This is a genomic window from Streptomyces sp. NPDC040405 (assembly GCF_055595765.1).
This window is the reverse complement of record NZ_JBVIVI010000004.1, coordinates 579,394-594,186: the sequence shown is the minus strand read 5'-3', so window position 1 is coordinate 594,186 and position 14,793 is coordinate 579,394. Positions and strand designations below refer to the sequence as shown.

Here is a 14,793-nt window from a genome sequence, read left to right as displayed (position 1 = left end):
TCAATTTGGCTGCTGTGCGCAGCAAGATACCCCGCATGGCCCGCATAGCGACGATCCCGGTCCCGGCACCGGCTTACTTCGGGGTCAGCGCGGTCTTCCATTACTTCGGCCCAGCGCTGGCCGTGCTGCTGTTCACCCACATAGAGGTGTTCGGGGTCGCCTGGCTCAGGATCGCCAGTGCGGCCGTCGTCTTCGCGGTGTGGCGCAGGCCGTGGCGGCCGACGGGGCGGCTCACGCGGGCGCAGTGGGGGGACCTGGCCGGGCTCGGTCTGGTCCTGGCCACGATGAACACGGTGTTCTACCTGGCCGTGGCGCGGCTTCCGCTGTCCACGGTGGCCGCGATCGAGTTCCTCGGGGTGATCGGGCTGGCCGCCGTCGGCGCCCGGACGAGACGCAACATGCTTGCGCTGTGCCTCGCCGTCAGCGGCGTGCTCGTCCTCACCGACATCAGGCTCGCCGGGGAGCCGCTGGGATTCGTCTTCGCGTTCATCAACTCCGCGTTGTTCGTGCTGTACGTGGTCCTCGGTCACCGCGCCGCCAACTCCGGGACGCAACCGGGCGGGATCGACCGGCTCGGCGCGGCCATGCTGATCGCGGCGGTCGTCGCGACACCTGCGGGGATCGGCCAGGCGTGGCAGGCGTTCACCCACCCTGCCTGGCTGCTGGCCGGTGTCGGCGTGGGCGTGTGCTCCTCGGTCATCCCCTACGTGGCCGATCAACTGGCCATGGCCCGGCTGCGCCGCTCCACGTTCGCGCTCATGCTCAGCATCCTGCCGGCGACCGCCACCGCTATCGGCATGGTCGTGCTCGCCCAGCGTCCCACCTTCCCGGACCTGGTGGGGATCGCGCTGGTCGCCGCCGGAATCGCGTTCCATCAGCAGAAGGAAACGAAATGAAATACACCAGGCTCGGCTCGACAGGGCTGAAGGTTTCGCGGATCTGTCTCGGCATGATGAGCTACGGCGATCCCGCCCAGTGGGCGTGGCTCTTGGACGAGGCGGCGGCCGAGCCCTTCGTACGGCGGGCGGCGGAGGCCGGGGTGACATTCTTCGACACCGCGGACATGTACTCGCGCGGCGTGACCGAGGAGATCACCGGGCGGCTGCTCCGCACATACTTTCCCCACCGTGACGACTACGTGCTCGCCACGAAGGTCTACTTCCCGATGGGCTCCGGTCCCAACGACGGCGGCCTGTCGCGCAAGCACATCCTGTCCGGCATCGATGCCTCGCTGCGGCGTCTGGGAGTCGACCACGTGGATCTGTACCAGATCCACCGGTGGGACCACGAAACGCCGATCGAGGAGACGATGGAGGCCCTGCACGACGTGGTGCGCTCCGGCAAGGCGCGCTACATCGGCGCATCCAGCATGTACGCCTGGCAGTTCGCCAAGGCCCAGCACGTCGCGGAGACACACGGCTGGACGAAATTCGTGTCGATGCAGAACCACTACAACCTGGCCTACCGCGAGGAGGAGCGCGAGATGATCCCGCTCTGCCTCGACCAGGGAGTGGGCTGCATCCCCTGGAGCCCGCTGGCCCGCGGGCTGCTCGCCGGTACTCGCGAACACGGTGGCACACGGCTCACGGCTCGCGCGGGCAGCGACCAGATCGCCGGAGAGCTCTACGGGGACACCAACTTCGACGTGGTCGACACGGTGCGCGAGATCGCCGGTGAGCGAGGACTGCCGCCCGCGCAGATCGCCTTGGCATGGCTGCTCGGCAAGCCTGCGATCAGCGCACCGATCGTCGGCGCGACCAAGCTGCACCATCTGGACGACGCCATCGCGGCAGTGGAGGTACCCCTGAGCGGGGAAGAGATCGCCCGCCTGGAGGCCCCGTACCGACCCCACCCGGTTCTCGGCCACTCCTGACGTGACCGCCTGATCACGTCACGCGGTGGCTCCCTTCGGGTAGTGGTGGCGCGGTGCCCCCGGCCACGAACATGGCGAGCACGACGGGACGAGCCAGCGGTACGAGGGGCGCCGCAGCCTCAGCGCAGTCGGCCAGGACGGCAGGCCGCCAGCACGGCGCACGCGGTGCACACTGCCCCCGAAAGCACCGGTCGCGGGCCGTTATCGGGGCGCCCAGCCCGTAGGAATTGCCGCCGGAAGTCGGCACGGGCCGCCCGCGCATGCCTGCCGGGAGGGCTAGCCCGGCACGCCCGCTTCCCGGCGCATCCGGGCGGTCAGCTCGGCCGGGGCCTTGTGCGGTGAGCCCGAGTCGTAGGGCGGCCGCGGGTCGTACTGGAGCATCAGCCGTACGGTCTGCGCGGTGTCGTCCCCGGCGATCCGCCCCGCCAGGGCCAGGGCCATGTCGATCCCGGCCGAGACGCCCGCCGCGGTGACGTACTTGCTGTCGAACACATAGCGCTCGTCCACGGCCTCCACTCCCAGGGCTCGGAGGCCGTCCATGGTGGTCCAGTGGGTGGTGACACGGCGGCCGGTGAGCAGTCCGGCCGAGCCGAGGATCAGCGAACCGGTGCACACCTACGTGGTCCAGGTCGTGGTGGCGTCCACGGCCCGCAGCCAGGCGAGCACCGCCGGGTTCCGCTGTCGTCGCGCACCGGGCCGCGCCGTTCGGCCACGAACACCGGCTCGGCACCGGGCAGTCCGGCCAGGGTGTCACTTGGGCGGGCCCTTTGATCTGCGGCATCGGCGCTCTCCCCTTCGTCCGGCCCGTCCGTGGGCAGCAGCAAGAGATCGCCCCTGGAGACTGACACGAGCCACGGCCACCTAGGAAACACGCGAAGGCGGAGCCGACCGGGGCTGGGTGGCGTGGATGGAACCGAGCAGGTTGAGGGACTGGGCGCTGGGGCTGCCTGGTTCGGCGTGGTAGATGACGAGCTGCTGGCCGGGCGCTTCGCGGACGTCGAAAGCCTGGTAGGTGAGCGTGAGAGGGCCGACGTCCGGGTGGAGGAGGCGTTTGGCGCCCTGGGTCTTGCCGCGCACGGTGTGGGCGTTCCAGAGGCGGGTGAACTCCGCGCTGTGCTCGGTGAGGGTGCGGACGAGTTCGCGCAGCCGTGGGTTGTCCGGCTCGTGGCCGGTCGCCTCGCGAAGGTTGGCGACGGTGGCCTGTGCCGCCCGGTCCCAGTCCGTGTAGAAGTGTCGGCCCGCGGGGTCGAGGAAGGTCATGCGGGCCAGGTTGTCCGCCGGTCCGAACGGGTTGTAGAGGGCCTCGGCCAGGGCGTTGACGGCGAGGAGGTCCAGGGTCCGGCTCATGACGAACGCCGGAGTGTTCGGGTAGCCGTCCATCAGCTGTCGCAGCGCCGGGCCGACCCGCTCGGCGGTGTGGCCGGAGGACCGGCCGTGTGGCGTGGTCCCGGCCAGCCGGAACAGGTGCGCACGGGCGTCCGCGTCGAGGCGCAGCGCGTGGCCGAGGGCGTCGACCACCTGGGGTGAGGGGTGGCGCTCGCGTCCCTGTTCCAGACGGGTGTAGTAGTCGGCGTTCATTCCGGCCAGGACGGCGACCTCTTCACGGCGCAGTCCGGCGACTCTGCGGGGGCCGTAGCTCACCGTGCCGACGTCCTCCGGCCGCAGACCGGCGCGGCGTGCGCGCAGGAAATCTCCGAGGTGGTTGTCGTCCATCTGTTCAGGCTAGGCGGCGTCTCGGTGTGCTGCCTGGGTGTGCCGCACCCAGGCAGCACGCGTCCTGGTTGATGGCGGCTGACCTGCCCAGACTCGTTCGGAGCGGTAACCGGCAGCAACGAGAATCGAGGGCCATATCCATGACGGGACGACGACTCGACGGCAAGGTCGCGCTGATCACTGGCGCGACCGGCGGCCTCGGCACGGCGACCGCCGAACTCTTCGCCCGCGAAGGCGCCCGGCTAGTGATCACCGATGTCGCCGAAGGCCCCCTGCGGGACCTGTCCCACCGGCTCGGGGCACGCGGCACGGAGGTCGTCGCCGCCCGCCTCGACGTCTCCTCCGCGCGGGAGTGGGACGAGGTGATCACCGTCGTACGCGACCGGTTCGGCACCCTGGACGTGCTCGTGAACCTCGCCGGGATCCTGGACTGGCCGGGCATCGAGGACACGCGGGAAGCAGCCTGGGACCGCGTCATCGACGTGAACCAGAAAGGCACATGGCTCGGCATGAAGGCGGCGATGCCGCTCCTGCGGGCGAGCGGCAACGCGTCGGTGATCAATACGTCCTCGGTGCTCGGCCTGGTGGGAAGCGGCGCGGCCGCGGCCTACCAGGCGTCCAAGGGGGCCGTACGCCTGCTGAGCAAGACCGCCGCGGTCGAGTACGCCCGGCAAGGGGTACGGATCAACTCGGTGCATCCCGGGGTGATCGCCACGCCGATGATCCAGGAACTCCTGGACGAGCAGGGCGATCAGCAGCCGGACATCCAGCGCACCCCCATGCGCCGAGCCGGGCGCGCCGACGAGATCGCACCCGCGATCCTCTTCCTCGCCTGCGACGACTCGTCGTTCGTCACCGGCTCGGAGCTGGTGGTCGACGGCGGCCTCACCGCGCACTGACCCCCACCAACGAGGGCTAGCCCGGCGTGCCCGCTTCCTGGCGCATCCGGGCGGTCAGCTCGGCCGGGGCCTTGTGCGGTGAGCCCGAGTCGTAGGGCGGCCGCGGGTCGTACTGGAGCATCAGCCGTACGGTCTGCGCGGTGGCGTCACCGGCGATCCGCCCCGCCAGGGCCAGGGCCCATGTCGATCGGCGCGCGGCCCTCACCCAGGGTGCGGGCGACCTACTCGCCACCCTCGCGCTGGCCGCCGTGTGGGCCGGGGGTCAGGTTCCTCGACACCGCCGACGACTGGGCCATGCACCGCGGAACCAAGACGGCCCCGGCATGCGGCCCCGAGATGATCCGCGCCCGCGACCCCACCTTCACCTACCCGGGCAAGGACACCGCCACCATCCGCGACGTCAGCCTCGACATCCGGCGCGGAGAGGTCATCGCGCTCGCCGGAGAGAACGGCTCGGGGAAAACCACCCTGGCCAAGCTGCTGACCGGGCTGTACCTGCCCACGACCGGGACCGTCACCTGGAACGACGACGCCCGGGTCGCCGACCGCGTGGTGGTCCTGCAGGACGACCGGATCGCGGAGTCCGGCACCTACAACCAACTCCTGCAGAGAGGCGGGCTCTTCGCGGAGCTGCATCGCCTCCAAGAAGGGACCGATGGGAGTTGAACCGTCAGGTTTCGGGCCCCGTTGAGAGCTATGCCAGCTTGCGCATCGACCTCGTTCGCCGTGCCAGCCGCTCCGCAAGCTTGGGGGAACACACCTGCCCCAGTCCGGCCAAGGGGAGAGTTCTTCCCAGCCCTCCCAGCCGCAGGGCGAGCAGCCCACGGCCAGAAGGGTGATGAGGAAGTGACCTAACTGGACGCGGACACGGACGCACTGTGGTGTCGATCGGAAGGCCCCGTATCCGAATTGCCTTGTTTACGAGGCGCCGCTTCCGGCGCGCTCGGCGAGGAGCTGCGTCTCCCAGGCGAAGGCCACACCGGAGGCGCCGCCGTGCTGCGCCAGGACCTCGGCGGCGCCCGGCACGGTCTTCTCGCGGGCCCAGTCGCGCTGCCACTCGCCCATCACGGCCTGCCAGGTGATCGGAACCACGCCCGCCTGGACCATGCGGCGGACGGCCATGTCGTGCGACTCCTTCGAGCCACCGCCCGAGGCATCGGTGACGACGAAGACCTCGAAGCCCTCGCCCGCTGCCTGTATGGCGGGCATCGCCACACAGACCTCCGTCCAGAGACCAGCGATGATCAGCTTCTTGCGCCCGGTCGCCTTGACGGCATCCACGACGCGCTCGTCCTGCCAGGTGTTGATGAAGGTCCTGTCGATCGGCGTCTGCTCCGGGAACACGTCCTGCAGTCCCTGTATGAGGTAGCCACCGCGCTCCTCCAGCACGGTCGTCAGGATGGTCGGCACGTCGAACACCTTGGCGATCTTGGCGAGTCCAACGACGTTGTTCACGACCATCGTCGGTTCGTGGCTGTTCAGGTTGGCGAACTGGAACGGCTGGTGGTCGATCAGCACCAGCACGCTCTCCTCGGGCGTCAGCAGGGCGTCGAGTCCGGCCTTGTTCTCGGTGCTCATGGAATTCCCCTTCCGGAGCTTCACGTCGGCCATTTGGTTGACGTGACAACTAAACTAGGGGCAACTGGTTGATACGTCAACTGGCGGCCATGGGAAGCGACTTCGGGATACGTGCCGGGTGGGCGGACACCCGTCCGAGCCGCACCGTTACGCTCCCTCCATGAACGCAACGCCTCGCTGGCTGACCCCGGAGCAGCAGGCCGCCTGGGACGGCTTCATCCACATGCAGGAGAAGCTCATCGGACGGCTTTCCCGCCGGGTCCAGACCGACTCCGGGATGTCCGCCTCCGACTACATCGTGCTGGCCAAACTCACCGAAACCGGCGGCGGGCGGATGCGCTTCATGGACCTGGTGAAGCTGGTGGAGTGGGAGAAGAGCCGCATGTCTCACCAGGTCAGGCGGATGACGACGCGCGGACTGGTGACCAAGGAAGATTGTCCCGACGACGGGCGCGGAGCGTTCATCGTCGCCACCGCGGCGGGCCACAAGGCGATCGAGGACGCCGCGCCCCTGCACGTCGAGCACGTTCGCCGACTGTTCATCGACGCCCTCCCCCCTGAAGACCTCGCCGCGCTCGCCCAGATCTCGAACCGCGTCCTCGCGCATATGGAGAACCAGCCCGACTGACGACGCCGCCCGCCCTAGAGGCGGACGCGGGCCCAGACGGTCTTGCCGACGGTCCGCTCCCGTACGCCCCACGCCTCGGCGAACCCCTCCACGATCGCCAGCCCGCGCCCGCGCTCGGCGTCCGGCGACGCGTCACCGGCCACCGGCAGCCCGTCGCCGGGGTCGGACACGTCGATGCCGACCAACTTCTCTGCGTCGTATGCGATACGCACCTCGTAGTACCTCCCGGGTACGCGGCCATGCCGTACCGCGTTCGTCGCCAGCTCCGAGAGAACGAGCAGCGTGATCTGGATGGCCCCGGGAGCCACGCCCCACGCGCGGAGTTCGGCCTCGACCGCGCGGCGTGCGCGGTGGACGGATGGGGGTACGGGCGTAAACCTCTTCATCCAGCCATGGATGGGGGCGACACCGTGACTTTGTGCGTTCATGCCTCAACTGTGAGTGCAAGTTGGTAGCTTGACCAGCCAAAACGACTCAACGCGGCGAAGCGTCAAGTGCAGTCGAACATCCGTTGAGTGACGTTGAGAGGCGTTGAGAGGACGGCAGAGGTGGCCAAGCCGAAGAAGAGGGACGCGGCATCGTCGACCGTGCAGTACTTCGCCGCCGTGCTGAAGCTGCTGCGCCAGCAGGCGGGACTGACGCAGGGCGAGCTGGGCGAGCGGATGGGTTACACCGGCTCCGCCGTGAGTGCGGTGGAGACATGCACGAAGCCGCCGACGGACGACTTCATCGAAGCGGCCGAGAATGCCCTGGACGCAGGCGGGTTGCTGAGGGCGGCCATCGGATTCCTGCGGCTAGAGCGGTACCCGGAGTTCTTCCAGGGCTTCGTACAGCTGGAGCAGGAAGCGCTGAGCGTATCGTCGTACTGCATGCAGGTGATCGACGGTCGCCTGCAGACGAAGGAGTATGCAGACGCGCTGCTCCGGAGCAACTATCCGCCGTTCGAGGGCGAAGAGCTGAAGCAGCTGGTCGAGGCCCGCATGGACCGCAAGGCTTTGTTCGACCGCAAGCCGATGGCGCTGATCCATGCCGTGATCGAGGAAGCGGCACTGCGGCGAGAGATCGGCGGCCCGGAGGTCATGCGCGCCCAGCTCCAGCATCTGGTCGAGTGCGCGGCTCGTCCGAATGTGACCATCCAGGTCATGCCGACGAGCCGTGCGGAACACGCGGGCCTACGAGGCGCGTTTACGGTCCTGGAGACTCCCGACCAAACCACGTTGGTGTACATGGAGAGCCACGGCGAGAGCATCCTGGTCTCCAAGCCCGAGAAGGTAAACGAGCTGGCGCAGCGCTATGCCATGATCAGGTCCCAGGCTCTCGGGCCGGACGAATCCGTACGCTTCATCGAGCAATTGATGGGTGGGCTATGAGCAGACTCGTATGGTTCAAGAGCAGCTACAGCGACTCCGGCGGCGGCGAATGCGTCGAGGTCGCCCTCGACTGGCACAAGTCGAGCTACAGCGACAACACCGGCGGTCAGTGCGTCGAGGTCGCCACGACCCCCGCCACCGTCCACGTCCGGGACTCCAAGGTCCCGGACGGGCCGAACCTTCACATACCCGCCGACGCCTGGTCGACCTTCCTGACCACCCTCACGCGTCCCAGGTAACCGGCAGGTGCCGCACGCCGCGCGTGGACACGCCGACCTTCCACTCCACGTCCCGCTCGGCGTCGGCGAACCGCAGGTCCGGTAGCCGTTCCAGCAGCGTCCGCAGGGCGATCTGCAGCTCCATCCGGGCCAGCGGAGCGCCCAGGCAGTGGTGCGGGCCGTGGCCGAAGCCGAGGTGGGTGGCCTCGCGGCGGCACAGGTCGAGTTGGCCGGAGTCGGTGAAGACGCCTTCGTCGCGGTTGGCCGAGTTGATGGCGACGACGACCGGCTCACCGGCCCGTACGGTCACGCCGCCCATCTCGATGTCTTCGAGCGCGTACCGGGGCTGCATGCTGCCGGAGCCGAGCGGGGTGAAGCGCAGCAGCTCCTCTACCGCCTGCGGTACGAGGGAGAGGTCGGCGCGCAGGGCGGCGAGGTGGTCGGGCTGGGTGAGCAGGACGTAGAGGAAGTTGCCGAGCTGCGTGGCGGTGGTCTCGTGACCGGCGATGAGGATCGCCTCGGACAGCGAGAGCAGTTCGTCCTCGGACAGCCGGTCGTCGTTCTCGCGCGCGGCGACGAGGGAGCTGAGCAGATCCTCTTGCGGGGCGGTGCGCCGCTGTTCGGCGAGACCGGCCATGTAGTCGCGCAGCAGGGTCCGGTAGCCCTTGATCTCCTCAAGCGTGTACTTCGTCGTGGAGAGGAACGCCTCGGACCACAGCCGGAAGTCGGCCCGGTCCTCGTACGGCACGCCCAGCAGCTCGCAGATGACGGTGATCGGCAGCGGCAGGGCGAAGTCCTCGACGAGGTCGGCGGGGGCGCCGTCGGCCCGTATCGCGTCGACCAGGTCGTCGGCTATCCGCTGGACCCGTGGCCGCAAGCGGTCGATCTGGCGCACGGTGAACGCCTTCGTCACCAGGCGGCGCAACCGGCTGTGCTCCGGCGGGTCGAACGTGCTGATCGTGCCCGGGCCGGGCGCGTACGGCCGTACGCGCGGCGCGTCGCGGCCCACGGCGGCCGCCCGGCTGAACCGGGGGTCGCCGAGGACGAGCCGGGCGTCCTCGTAGCGCGTGGCCAGCCACCCCGGTTCGCCGTACGGGAGTTGGACCCACGCCAAGGGCTCCTCCTGGCGCAACTGGGAGTACAGCGGGGCCAGGTCCAGCTTCTCGGAGGCGAACGGGTAGGCCAGGGGCTGGGCGGACGTCATGCATCCTCCTGGGTGGCCGGGTGGGGGGAGGTGGGCCACCTCGGATCGCATTGTCCGTGCCGGAACACCAGGGAGATCGTTAGAGATCTCCGCGCACGCAGCGGCAGCACAGGGGACAGTGGCCCCATGGACGGACGAGGGCTGGACCGCGACGGAACGATCGCACGCGAGGGCGCCCTGAGCCGCGTACCGGCAGTGTTCGTTCCGGTGGTCGACGCCGCCCGCGCGCGCCTCACCAAGACGTTCGGCAGCGCGCGCCTGCACAGCGCCTACCTCTACGGGAGCGTCCCGCGCGGCACCGCCACGCCCGGGGTCTCCGACCTCGACCTCCAGCTCGCCCTTCATGAGGAGCCGACCGAGGCCGACCGCGCCGACGCGAAGGCGATCGAGACCGGGCTCGACCGCGCGTTCCCTCAGATCGATGGCGTCGGGATCCTGCTGGCCAGCACGCGCGAGTTGCTCAGCGACCTCGAACGTCACGACGGCGGATTCTTCATCGCCTGTCTCTGCACCCCGCTGCTCGGTCCCGACCTCGCGGAACGGCTCCCCCGCTACCGCCCCACGGGTCTGCTCGCCCGCGAAACGAACGGCGACCTGGCCCTCGTGCTTCCCCGCTGGCGTGCCAGGGCCGCCGAAGCCGCGACGGACGCCGATCCCTCAGCCGCGCGCCGAACCCTCAGCCGCTTCGTCGGCCGCCGCCTCGTCCGCACGGGATTCACCCTGGTCATGCCCCGATGGGGCGGCTGGACCAGCGACCTCGCCGCGTCCGCCGAACTCTTCGGCCGCTACTACCCCGAGCGCGCCGAGCAGATGCGCACGGCCGCGTCCACCGGCCGCGCGCCCTCGCCCGATCCAGCGGTGCTCGCGATGCTCATCGACGACCTGGGCCCGTGGCTCGCGGCCGAATACACCGCCGTGCACGGTGAGAAGACACCGCGCGCGTGAGGGTTCGCGGGGTGCGGCCCCGCGGCCTCACCTCCGGATGCGCGCCCGCCCGCTTTCCAGCTCGTCGCGGGCCACCTCCATGAACGCCTCGCGCCGCTCCCGCTTGACCGGCGACCGCCCCCGCTCGCTCTCGTTGCGCATCAGCGCGTGCAGCACCACGGTGTAGTCATGCGCGGCCTGGGCCGCCCCGGAGGAACACACCAGCTCGACGGCCTTCTTCGCCAGCCATAAGTCGTGCAGCTTCACATCCTCGGGGTCGTCGAGGGTCGGCATGCCGAGCTTTCGGCGGTCAAGGATCAGCTCGACCCGCTGGACCGCCTTCAGATACCCCGATATGGCCTCCTTGCGCTCCGCCCGCTCCGCGTCCGCGCGGTGCCGATGGTCGCGCTGCACCTCGACGCGATTCGCCAGGTACTGCCCGATGAGGGTCCCCGCCGTCCCGAGCAGAACGCCGATCAGGGCGAGAACCGTGCCGTCCGTAACTCCGTCCACGGCACCCAGTCTTGATCACGCCGCGACCGATCCGCCAGCCCGCCGGACGCGCCCGATTGCGTGACAAAATCGCGCAGTAGCACGACTTTTCCGCTGTGACGGACCGCCTCAAGAGGCAAACCCCGCAGGAGTGGTGATGAGCGAGACCGCAGACACGGACGACTTCGCCGAGGCCGTGTCGAGCGAGCGGCGGCGGCGGCCCACCGACGTACGGGCCATCGACCCCGACACGTTGACGGCCGCCGACTACGCCTTTGCCGTCACCGGACAGCTGGGCCTGATGACCTTTGCGGCCGGGGCCTACGAGCTCGTGGCGAACGGCCTCACCGTCAATGTCACTACCGCCGCCCTTGTGGGCTGCACCGTCATGGCCATCGCCGTTGCCGCCCTGCACGGCGCGCAGTTCGCCCTGCACGCCGGGGCTCGCATTCGCGCGGCCGGTTGCGGGCTGGCCGCCGTCGTCGCCGTCCTCCTCACCGCCGTCGCGTTCATCGAGGGACCCGACACCGTGATCGCCTCCGTGCCCACCCCCGCCATCTGCGCGCTGGGCCTTCTGCTGCCCGCGTGGGTGCTGTTCCACAACCCGCCGACCGTCCCCGCCCCCGCCCCCGCCCCCGAGCCGCTGTCATCCGAAGCATGGCTGCGAAAGCTGCCGCAGCTCCTGGAAGGGCGCCACGCACTCCCGCGGGCACATGCGGCCGAACTCACCCGGGAAGCGCGCCGCCACCTCGCGGAAACCGGGTGCGAGCCCGAGGAGGAGTTCGGGCCCGTGACGGCATACGCGCGGCAGCTCGCCAAAGCGGAAACGCCCCGACAGCACTGGTGGCAGCGGAACGGCGTGCGGTCCACGGCCAACACCGCGTTCTTCGGCATGTACCTCATGAACAACCTGCACGACCACGGACCGATGTGGCTGACGGCGGTGGCCGCGATCGGCACGTACACCAGCGCGGCGTCGCTCATCGACCACCTGCGCCGGAGCGCCAAGCGCCACCGACGAACCGCCACCTGAGCCTATGAGCGGGGTTACGCGTATGGCTCGCGCAGGGGGCGAGGCTGGCGGACTCCAGTCGTGATGGCCTCAGGCATGCCCTCACCCGCCGTGTAATACCGCCCCTGCGCCTCGCCGTGCGGCGCCAGCCACCGTGCGCGGACGAGTTCGCGTACGTCACGCTGGGCCTGCTGCTCGCTCAGCTCGGCGTCCGCCTGGTACGTCGCGCGGCGGACGCGGTTGCCCATCGCGGCCGGGTACAGGGCATACAGCATGCGCTCGGCCCAGCCCTGCTGCTCGATCGCTCCCTCCAGCGCGGACCAGACCACCCGGGTGGTCTCCATATGGCGTTCCACCGTCTGCGCCTGCTGATGGTGTGCGCGCAGACAGAAGCGCACCCAGGAACGGGTGTCCCGTTCCGGTGTCCATACGGGTCCGCCGACCTCGGCGAGCACGTCGTAGTAGCGGTAGGTGTTGCGGGCCCGGCCGAGCCACTCCTCGATGCTGGAGAACTCCGGCGCCACGAACCCCTCGCGCGCCAGCAGCAGGGTCTGCAGGGCACGGGACATCCTGCCGTTGCCGTCCGGCCAGGGATGGATGGCCACCAGGTTCAGATGCGCCATCGAGGCCCGCACCAGCGCCGGTGTTCCGAGGTCCCCCTCGTTCAGCCAGGCCACCAGTTCGTCCGCCAGGCCGGGCACCAGTTCCGCGTCCGGGGCCGTATACGCGGCGATGGTGGGGTCCTCGGGCGAGGTGACGTACACAGGGCCGGAGCGCCACCACCCGGGCCGCTTGAGCAGGTGATGCCCCTGCATCATGAAATGCAGGCTGTTGAGCAGCCCCTTGCTGTATGCGAAGTCGGGTCCGGCGTCAGCCAGCCGCTGGATGTACGTCATGGCCTGCCGGTAGCCGTCGATCTCCGCGGCCACCGCACCGCTGGCCTCGATCGGGGCTTCGCCGAGGATGATGTCCTCGACGTCGGCGACGCTCGCCGCGTACCCCTCGATGGTGTTCGACCCGGCGATGGCCCGTGCGGTCAGGTTGCGGCGGAGCTGGCCTTCCCAACGCCTCGGCGCCCGCAAATGCAGCCGCAGACTCCCCCGCATCGCGTCGATCTCATCGATGACGCGCGCATCGTTGTCATCCAGCTCAGGCACCCCGTACAGCATGACCTAATGACACCATCCTCCCATCAAAGGGTCAAGCCGCACCCACCAGTGGGTCATATACATGAACGCACGCCAGGAAGACGAAGAATCTCGTTCATTGATATGGACACGCCATGGTCGCTGCCCTACGGTGACCCCTGGTCTGGACCATGACCACGGGATAGGGAGGTGGGCACATGCCCGCGTTACGCATGCGACTCAGAGTGGGCGCCGTCGTCGGCGCGCTCGTGGCCGCGCTGACGGGGACGGCGAGCGCGCACGGGGCGGCGGGGGGCGAGCGGCTCGCCGATCCGACCGACGGGTGGACGGAGAAGTCGTACACGTACAGCATGCAGAAGCCGTACGACCTGGATCTCAGCGACCGGTACAGCTACAACTCCGGCACCAAGACCCACACCATGTGGGTGAATGCCACCGACGAGCCGTTCGAGGAGGGCAGTTCGACCAATCCGCGCACCGAGATGCGCTGGAAGAACGACTACACCTCGGGCAAGCACATGTGGGACGCGGATGTGTACGTCCCGTCCGGCACCAACGGCGCGGACATCATGCAGATCCTGCGCACCAAGCGTCCGTCCGGGACGCCCGCGACCGACATCATGTTCCGGGCGTCCAGCGCGAACGGCGGCACGCTCAAGCGCTATACGAACGAGGTCATCAAGACCGGGATCTACAACACGTGGTGGAACCTGAAGGTCGCCCACGACGCGAGCGCCGGAACGATCCAGGTCTACGCGGACGACAAGCTGGTGCTGACCGCCGACGACCGTGGCGAAGCGACGCGGTACTTCAAGAACGGCGTGTATCACCACGGTTCGGGCAAGGCCGAGGCCCGCTTCCGCAACGTGCGCTACTGGACGAAGTAGCGCCCGTACGCCAGGCCATGCCGGCCGCCGGGCCCGGCGGCCGGCATGGAGCGCCTGTGGCGCCTACAGCGGCGTCGGGACATCCGGCACGGGGGTGTGCGCCGCGCCGTTGATCAGCACGTGGAAGCCCCAGACCAGCCGCTCCTGGGGGGATCCGGAGAGCAGCCGCGGGCCCAGCGCGGCGATGTGCGGGTGGGTCCGCTCCGAGGCGCCCATCACCCCGGCGGCGAGCGCCTCCCAGTCCTCCTCGTTGTGGCTGTCCTCGTCCGGGCCCCGCCAGGCGTGCTCGGCGGCGCTGGCGGTGGCGTACTGGAGCAGCGCGTCGACCAGCCACGCCGCCCGGTCCGACCCGACCCCGCCCTCCTGCAGCAGCGTCAGCAGGCCCTCGATGAGGCGCAGGAAGTTCTTGCCGAAGGGGCGCGCGGCCACGGCGGAGCGGGCGAGGCCCGGGTACTCGAACAGCAGCTCCGTGTACGAGATGAGGATCCGCACCAGCCGCTCGCGCCAGTCGCCGTCGGCGGTGGCCGGGGTCAGGTCGACCCCGGCGAGCAGTTCCTCGAGGACCGCCGCGTGCAACTCGGCGGTGTTGCGGACGTACACGTAGAGCGAGGCGGGCCCGGTGTCCAGCTCCCGCGCCAGCCGCCGCATGGTGACGCGCTCCAAGCCCTCGGCCCGCATGAGGCCGACGGCGGTGGCGACGATCCCGTCCCGGGTCAGGGCCGGTTTCGCCGGACGTTCGCGGCGGCTCGGGCGCGCGGCGCAGTTCCCTGTCATGGGCGCATGCTATCTCCCCGAGAACGCGTTCGTGACGAACATGTTTGCCACGAACATGTTCGTTCACTTACTC

18 protein-coding genes and 1 pseudogene are annotated in these 14,793 nt (G+C 69.4%); 10 read left to right on the top strand and 9 right to left on the bottom strand.

Annotated features, from left to right (window positions below):
* The first annotated feature begins 35 nt into the window (after window positions 1-35).
* Entirely contained in the window at window positions 36-896 is an 861-nt protein-coding gene (locus ACZ59A_RS20385; RefSeq protein ID WP_470960483.1) for an EamA family transporter, read from the top strand.
* A complete protein-coding gene (locus tag ACZ59A_RS20380; RefSeq protein ID WP_470960482.1) occupies window positions 893-1,873 on the top strand; it encodes an aldo/keto reductase in 981 nt (326 codons plus the stop codon). Before ACZ59A_RS20385 ends, ACZ59A_RS20380 begins: the two co-directional genes overlap by 4 nt.
* A 276-nt stretch (window positions 1,874-2,149) precedes the next feature.
* On the opposite strand, the pseudogene ACZ59A_RS20375 reads toward ACZ59A_RS20380, so the two are convergent.
* Window positions 2,150-2,691: pseudogene (locus ACZ59A_RS20375) on the bottom strand (DJ-1/PfpI family protein).
* A 43-nt stretch (window positions 2,692-2,734) separates the two neighbouring features.
* The gene (locus ACZ59A_RS20370) at window positions 2,735-3,586 is read right to left on the bottom strand and encodes a helix-turn-helix transcriptional regulator (protein WP_470960481.1); all 852 of its coding nucleotides are present in this window, start codon (window positions 3,584-3,586) and stop codon (window positions 2,735-2,737) included.
* A gap of 140 nt (window positions 3,587-3,726) precedes the next feature.
* On the opposite strand from ACZ59A_RS20370, the gene ACZ59A_RS20365 reads away from it, so the two are divergent.
* Window positions 3,727-4,485 carry an SDR family NAD(P)-dependent oxidoreductase gene (locus ACZ59A_RS20365; protein WP_470960480.1) on the top strand — a complete coding sequence of 253 codons (759 nt, stop codon included), beginning with the start codon at window positions 3,727-3,729 and terminating at the stop codon, window positions 4,483-4,485.
* A 16-nt stretch (window positions 4,486-4,501) separates the two neighbouring features.
* Here ACZ59A_RS20365 and ACZ59A_RS20360 read toward each other — a convergent pair whose 3' ends face one another.
* A complete protein-coding gene (locus ACZ59A_RS20360) occupies window positions 4,502-4,690 on the bottom strand; it encodes a hypothetical protein (RefSeq protein ID WP_470960479.1) in 189 nt (62 codons plus the stop codon).
* Window positions 4,691-4,779: 89 nt separating this feature from the next.
* Here ACZ59A_RS20360 and ACZ59A_RS20355 point away from each other — a divergent pair, with 89 nt between their 5' ends.
* Window positions 4,780-5,151: an ATP-binding cassette domain-containing protein gene (locus ACZ59A_RS20355; protein WP_470960478.1), complete on the top strand. Its 372-nt coding sequence runs from the start codon at window positions 4,780-4,782 to the stop codon at window positions 5,149-5,151.
* Between the two features lie 252 nt (window positions 5,152-5,403).
* Here ACZ59A_RS20355 and ACZ59A_RS20350 read toward each other — a convergent pair whose 3' ends face one another.
* On the bottom strand, window positions 5,404-6,063 hold the full coding sequence (locus ACZ59A_RS20350; RefSeq protein ID WP_470960477.1) for a hydrolase: 660 nt from the start codon (window positions 6,061-6,063) through the stop codon (window positions 5,404-5,406).
* 160 nt (window positions 6,064-6,223) lie between these two features.
* Here ACZ59A_RS20350 and ACZ59A_RS20345 point away from each other — a divergent pair, with 160 nt between their 5' ends.
* Window positions 6,224-6,691 (top strand): MarR family winged helix-turn-helix transcriptional regulator, encoded by a 468-nt coding sequence (locus ACZ59A_RS20345; RefSeq protein ID WP_470960476.1) that lies wholly within the window; start codon window positions 6,224-6,226, stop codon window positions 6,689-6,691.
* A 14-nt stretch (window positions 6,692-6,705) separates the two neighbouring features.
* Here the strand turns inward: ACZ59A_RS20345 and ACZ59A_RS20340 are convergent, their stop codons facing one another.
* Complete coding sequence (locus ACZ59A_RS20340) at window positions 6,706-7,119, bottom strand: ATP-binding protein (RefSeq protein WP_470960475.1); 414 nt, start codon at window positions 7,117-7,119, stop codon at window positions 6,706-6,708.
* Between the two features lie 120 nt (window positions 7,120-7,239).
* On the opposite strand from ACZ59A_RS20340, the gene ACZ59A_RS20335 reads away from it, so the two are divergent.
* Together ACZ59A_RS20335 and ACZ59A_RS20330 are read left to right on the top strand one after the other, a co-directional pair.
* Window positions 7,240-8,061, top strand: coding sequence for a helix-turn-helix domain-containing protein (locus tag ACZ59A_RS20335; RefSeq protein WP_470960474.1), 822 nt, complete (start codon window positions 7,240-7,242; stop codon window positions 8,059-8,061).
* Window positions 8,058-8,300 (top strand): DUF397 domain-containing protein, encoded by a 243-nt coding sequence (locus ACZ59A_RS20330; protein WP_470960473.1) that lies wholly within the window; start codon window positions 8,058-8,060, stop codon window positions 8,298-8,300. The genes ACZ59A_RS20335 and ACZ59A_RS20330 overlap by 4 nt, the downstream gene beginning before the upstream one ends.
* On the opposite strand, the gene ACZ59A_RS20325 is transcribed toward ACZ59A_RS20330, so the two are convergent.
* Complete coding sequence (locus tag ACZ59A_RS20325; protein WP_470960472.1) at window positions 8,284-9,483, bottom strand: cytochrome P450; 1,200 nt, start codon at window positions 9,481-9,483, stop codon at window positions 8,284-8,286. The two genes, ACZ59A_RS20330 and ACZ59A_RS20325, sit on opposite strands and share 17 nt — an antisense overlap.
* A gap of 126 nt (window positions 9,484-9,609) precedes the next feature.
* On the opposite strand from ACZ59A_RS20325, the gene ACZ59A_RS20320 reads away from it, so the two are divergent.
* The gene (locus ACZ59A_RS20320; protein ID WP_470960471.1) at window positions 9,610-10,428 is read left to right on the top strand and encodes a nucleotidyltransferase domain-containing protein; all 819 of its coding nucleotides are present in this window, start codon (window positions 9,610-9,612) and stop codon (window positions 10,426-10,428) included.
* 27 nt (window positions 10,429-10,455) lie between these two features.
* On the opposite strand, the gene ACZ59A_RS20315 is transcribed toward ACZ59A_RS20320, so the two are convergent.
* On the bottom strand, window positions 10,456-10,920 hold the full coding sequence (locus tag ACZ59A_RS20315; protein WP_470960470.1) for a hypothetical protein: 465 nt from the start codon (window positions 10,918-10,920) through the stop codon (window positions 10,456-10,458).
* 136 nt (window positions 10,921-11,056) lie between these two features.
* Here ACZ59A_RS20315 and ACZ59A_RS20310 point away from each other — a divergent pair, with 136 nt between their 5' ends.
* Window positions 11,057-11,932, top strand: coding sequence for a hypothetical protein (locus tag ACZ59A_RS20310; protein WP_470960469.1), 876 nt, complete (start codon window positions 11,057-11,059; stop codon window positions 11,930-11,932).
* Between the two features lie 14 nt (window positions 11,933-11,946).
* On the opposite strand, the gene ACZ59A_RS20305 is transcribed toward ACZ59A_RS20310, so the two are convergent.
* The gene (locus ACZ59A_RS20305) at window positions 11,947-13,068 is read right to left on the bottom strand and encodes a Fic family protein (protein ID WP_470960468.1); all 1,122 of its coding nucleotides are present in this window, start codon (window positions 13,066-13,068) and stop codon (window positions 11,947-11,949) included.
* A 203-nt stretch (window positions 13,069-13,271) separates the two neighbouring features.
* On the opposite strand from ACZ59A_RS20305, the gene ACZ59A_RS20300 reads away from it, so the two are divergent.
* Complete coding sequence (locus tag ACZ59A_RS20300; protein ID WP_470960467.1) at window positions 13,272-13,946, top strand: polysaccharide lyase family 7 protein; 675 nt, start codon at window positions 13,272-13,274, stop codon at window positions 13,944-13,946.
* A 63-nt stretch (window positions 13,947-14,009) separates the two neighbouring features.
* Here ACZ59A_RS20300 and ACZ59A_RS20295 read toward each other — a convergent pair whose 3' ends face one another.
* On the bottom strand, window positions 14,010-14,720 hold the full coding sequence (locus tag ACZ59A_RS20295; RefSeq protein WP_470960466.1) for a TetR/AcrR family transcriptional regulator: 711 nt from the start codon (window positions 14,718-14,720) through the stop codon (window positions 14,010-14,012).
* Between the last annotated feature and the right edge of the window lie 73 nt (window positions 14,721-14,793).

Coding starts and splice junctions, on each gene's coding strand:
- ACZ59A_RS20350 (WP_470960477.1), bottom strand. CDS start 6,063: ATGAGCACCGAGAACAAGGCCGGACTCGACGCCCTGCTGACGCCCGAG.
- ACZ59A_RS20330 (WP_470960473.1), top strand. CDS start 8,058: ATGAGCAGACTCGTATGGTTCAAGAGCAGCTACAGCGACTCCGGCGGC.
- ACZ59A_RS20300 (WP_470960467.1), top strand. CDS start 13,272: ATGCGACTCAGAGTGGGCGCCGTCGTCGGCGCGCTCGTGGCCGCGCTG.
- ACZ59A_RS20310 (WP_470960469.1), top strand. CDS start 11,057: ATGAGCGAGACCGCAGACACGGACGACTTCGCCGAGGCCGTGTCGAGC.
- ACZ59A_RS20370 (WP_470960481.1), bottom strand. CDS start 3,586: ATGGACGACAACCACCTCGGAGATTTCCTGCGCGCACGCCGCGCCGGT.
- ACZ59A_RS20385 (WP_470960483.1), top strand. CDS start 36: ATGGCCCGCATAGCGACGATCCCGGTCCCGGCACCGGCTTACTTCGGG.
- ACZ59A_RS20295 (WP_470960466.1), bottom strand. CDS start 14,720: ATGACAGGGAACTGCGCCGCGCGCCCGAGCCGCCGCGAACGTCCGGCG.
- ACZ59A_RS20365 (WP_470960480.1), top strand. CDS start 3,727: ATGACGGGACGACGACTCGACGGCAAGGTCGCGCTGATCACTGGCGCG.
- ACZ59A_RS20355 (WP_470960478.1), top strand. CDS start 4,780: ATGCACCGCGGAACCAAGACGGCCCCGGCATGCGGCCCCGAGATGATC.
- ACZ59A_RS20345 (WP_470960476.1), top strand. CDS start 6,224: ATGAACGCAACGCCTCGCTGGCTGACCCCGGAGCAGCAGGCCGCCTGG.
- ACZ59A_RS20380 (WP_470960482.1), top strand. CDS start 893: ATGAAATACACCAGGCTCGGCTCGACAGGGCTGAAGGTTTCGCGGATC.
- ACZ59A_RS20325 (WP_470960472.1), bottom strand. CDS start 9,483: ATGACGTCCGCCCAGCCCCTGGCCTACCCGTTCGCCTCCGAGAAGCTG.
- ACZ59A_RS20320 (WP_470960471.1), top strand. CDS start 9,610: ATGGACGGACGAGGGCTGGACCGCGACGGAACGATCGCACGCGAGGGC.
- ACZ59A_RS20340 (WP_470960475.1), bottom strand. CDS start 7,119: ATGAACGCACAAAGTCACGGTGTCGCCCCCATCCATGGCTGGATGAAG.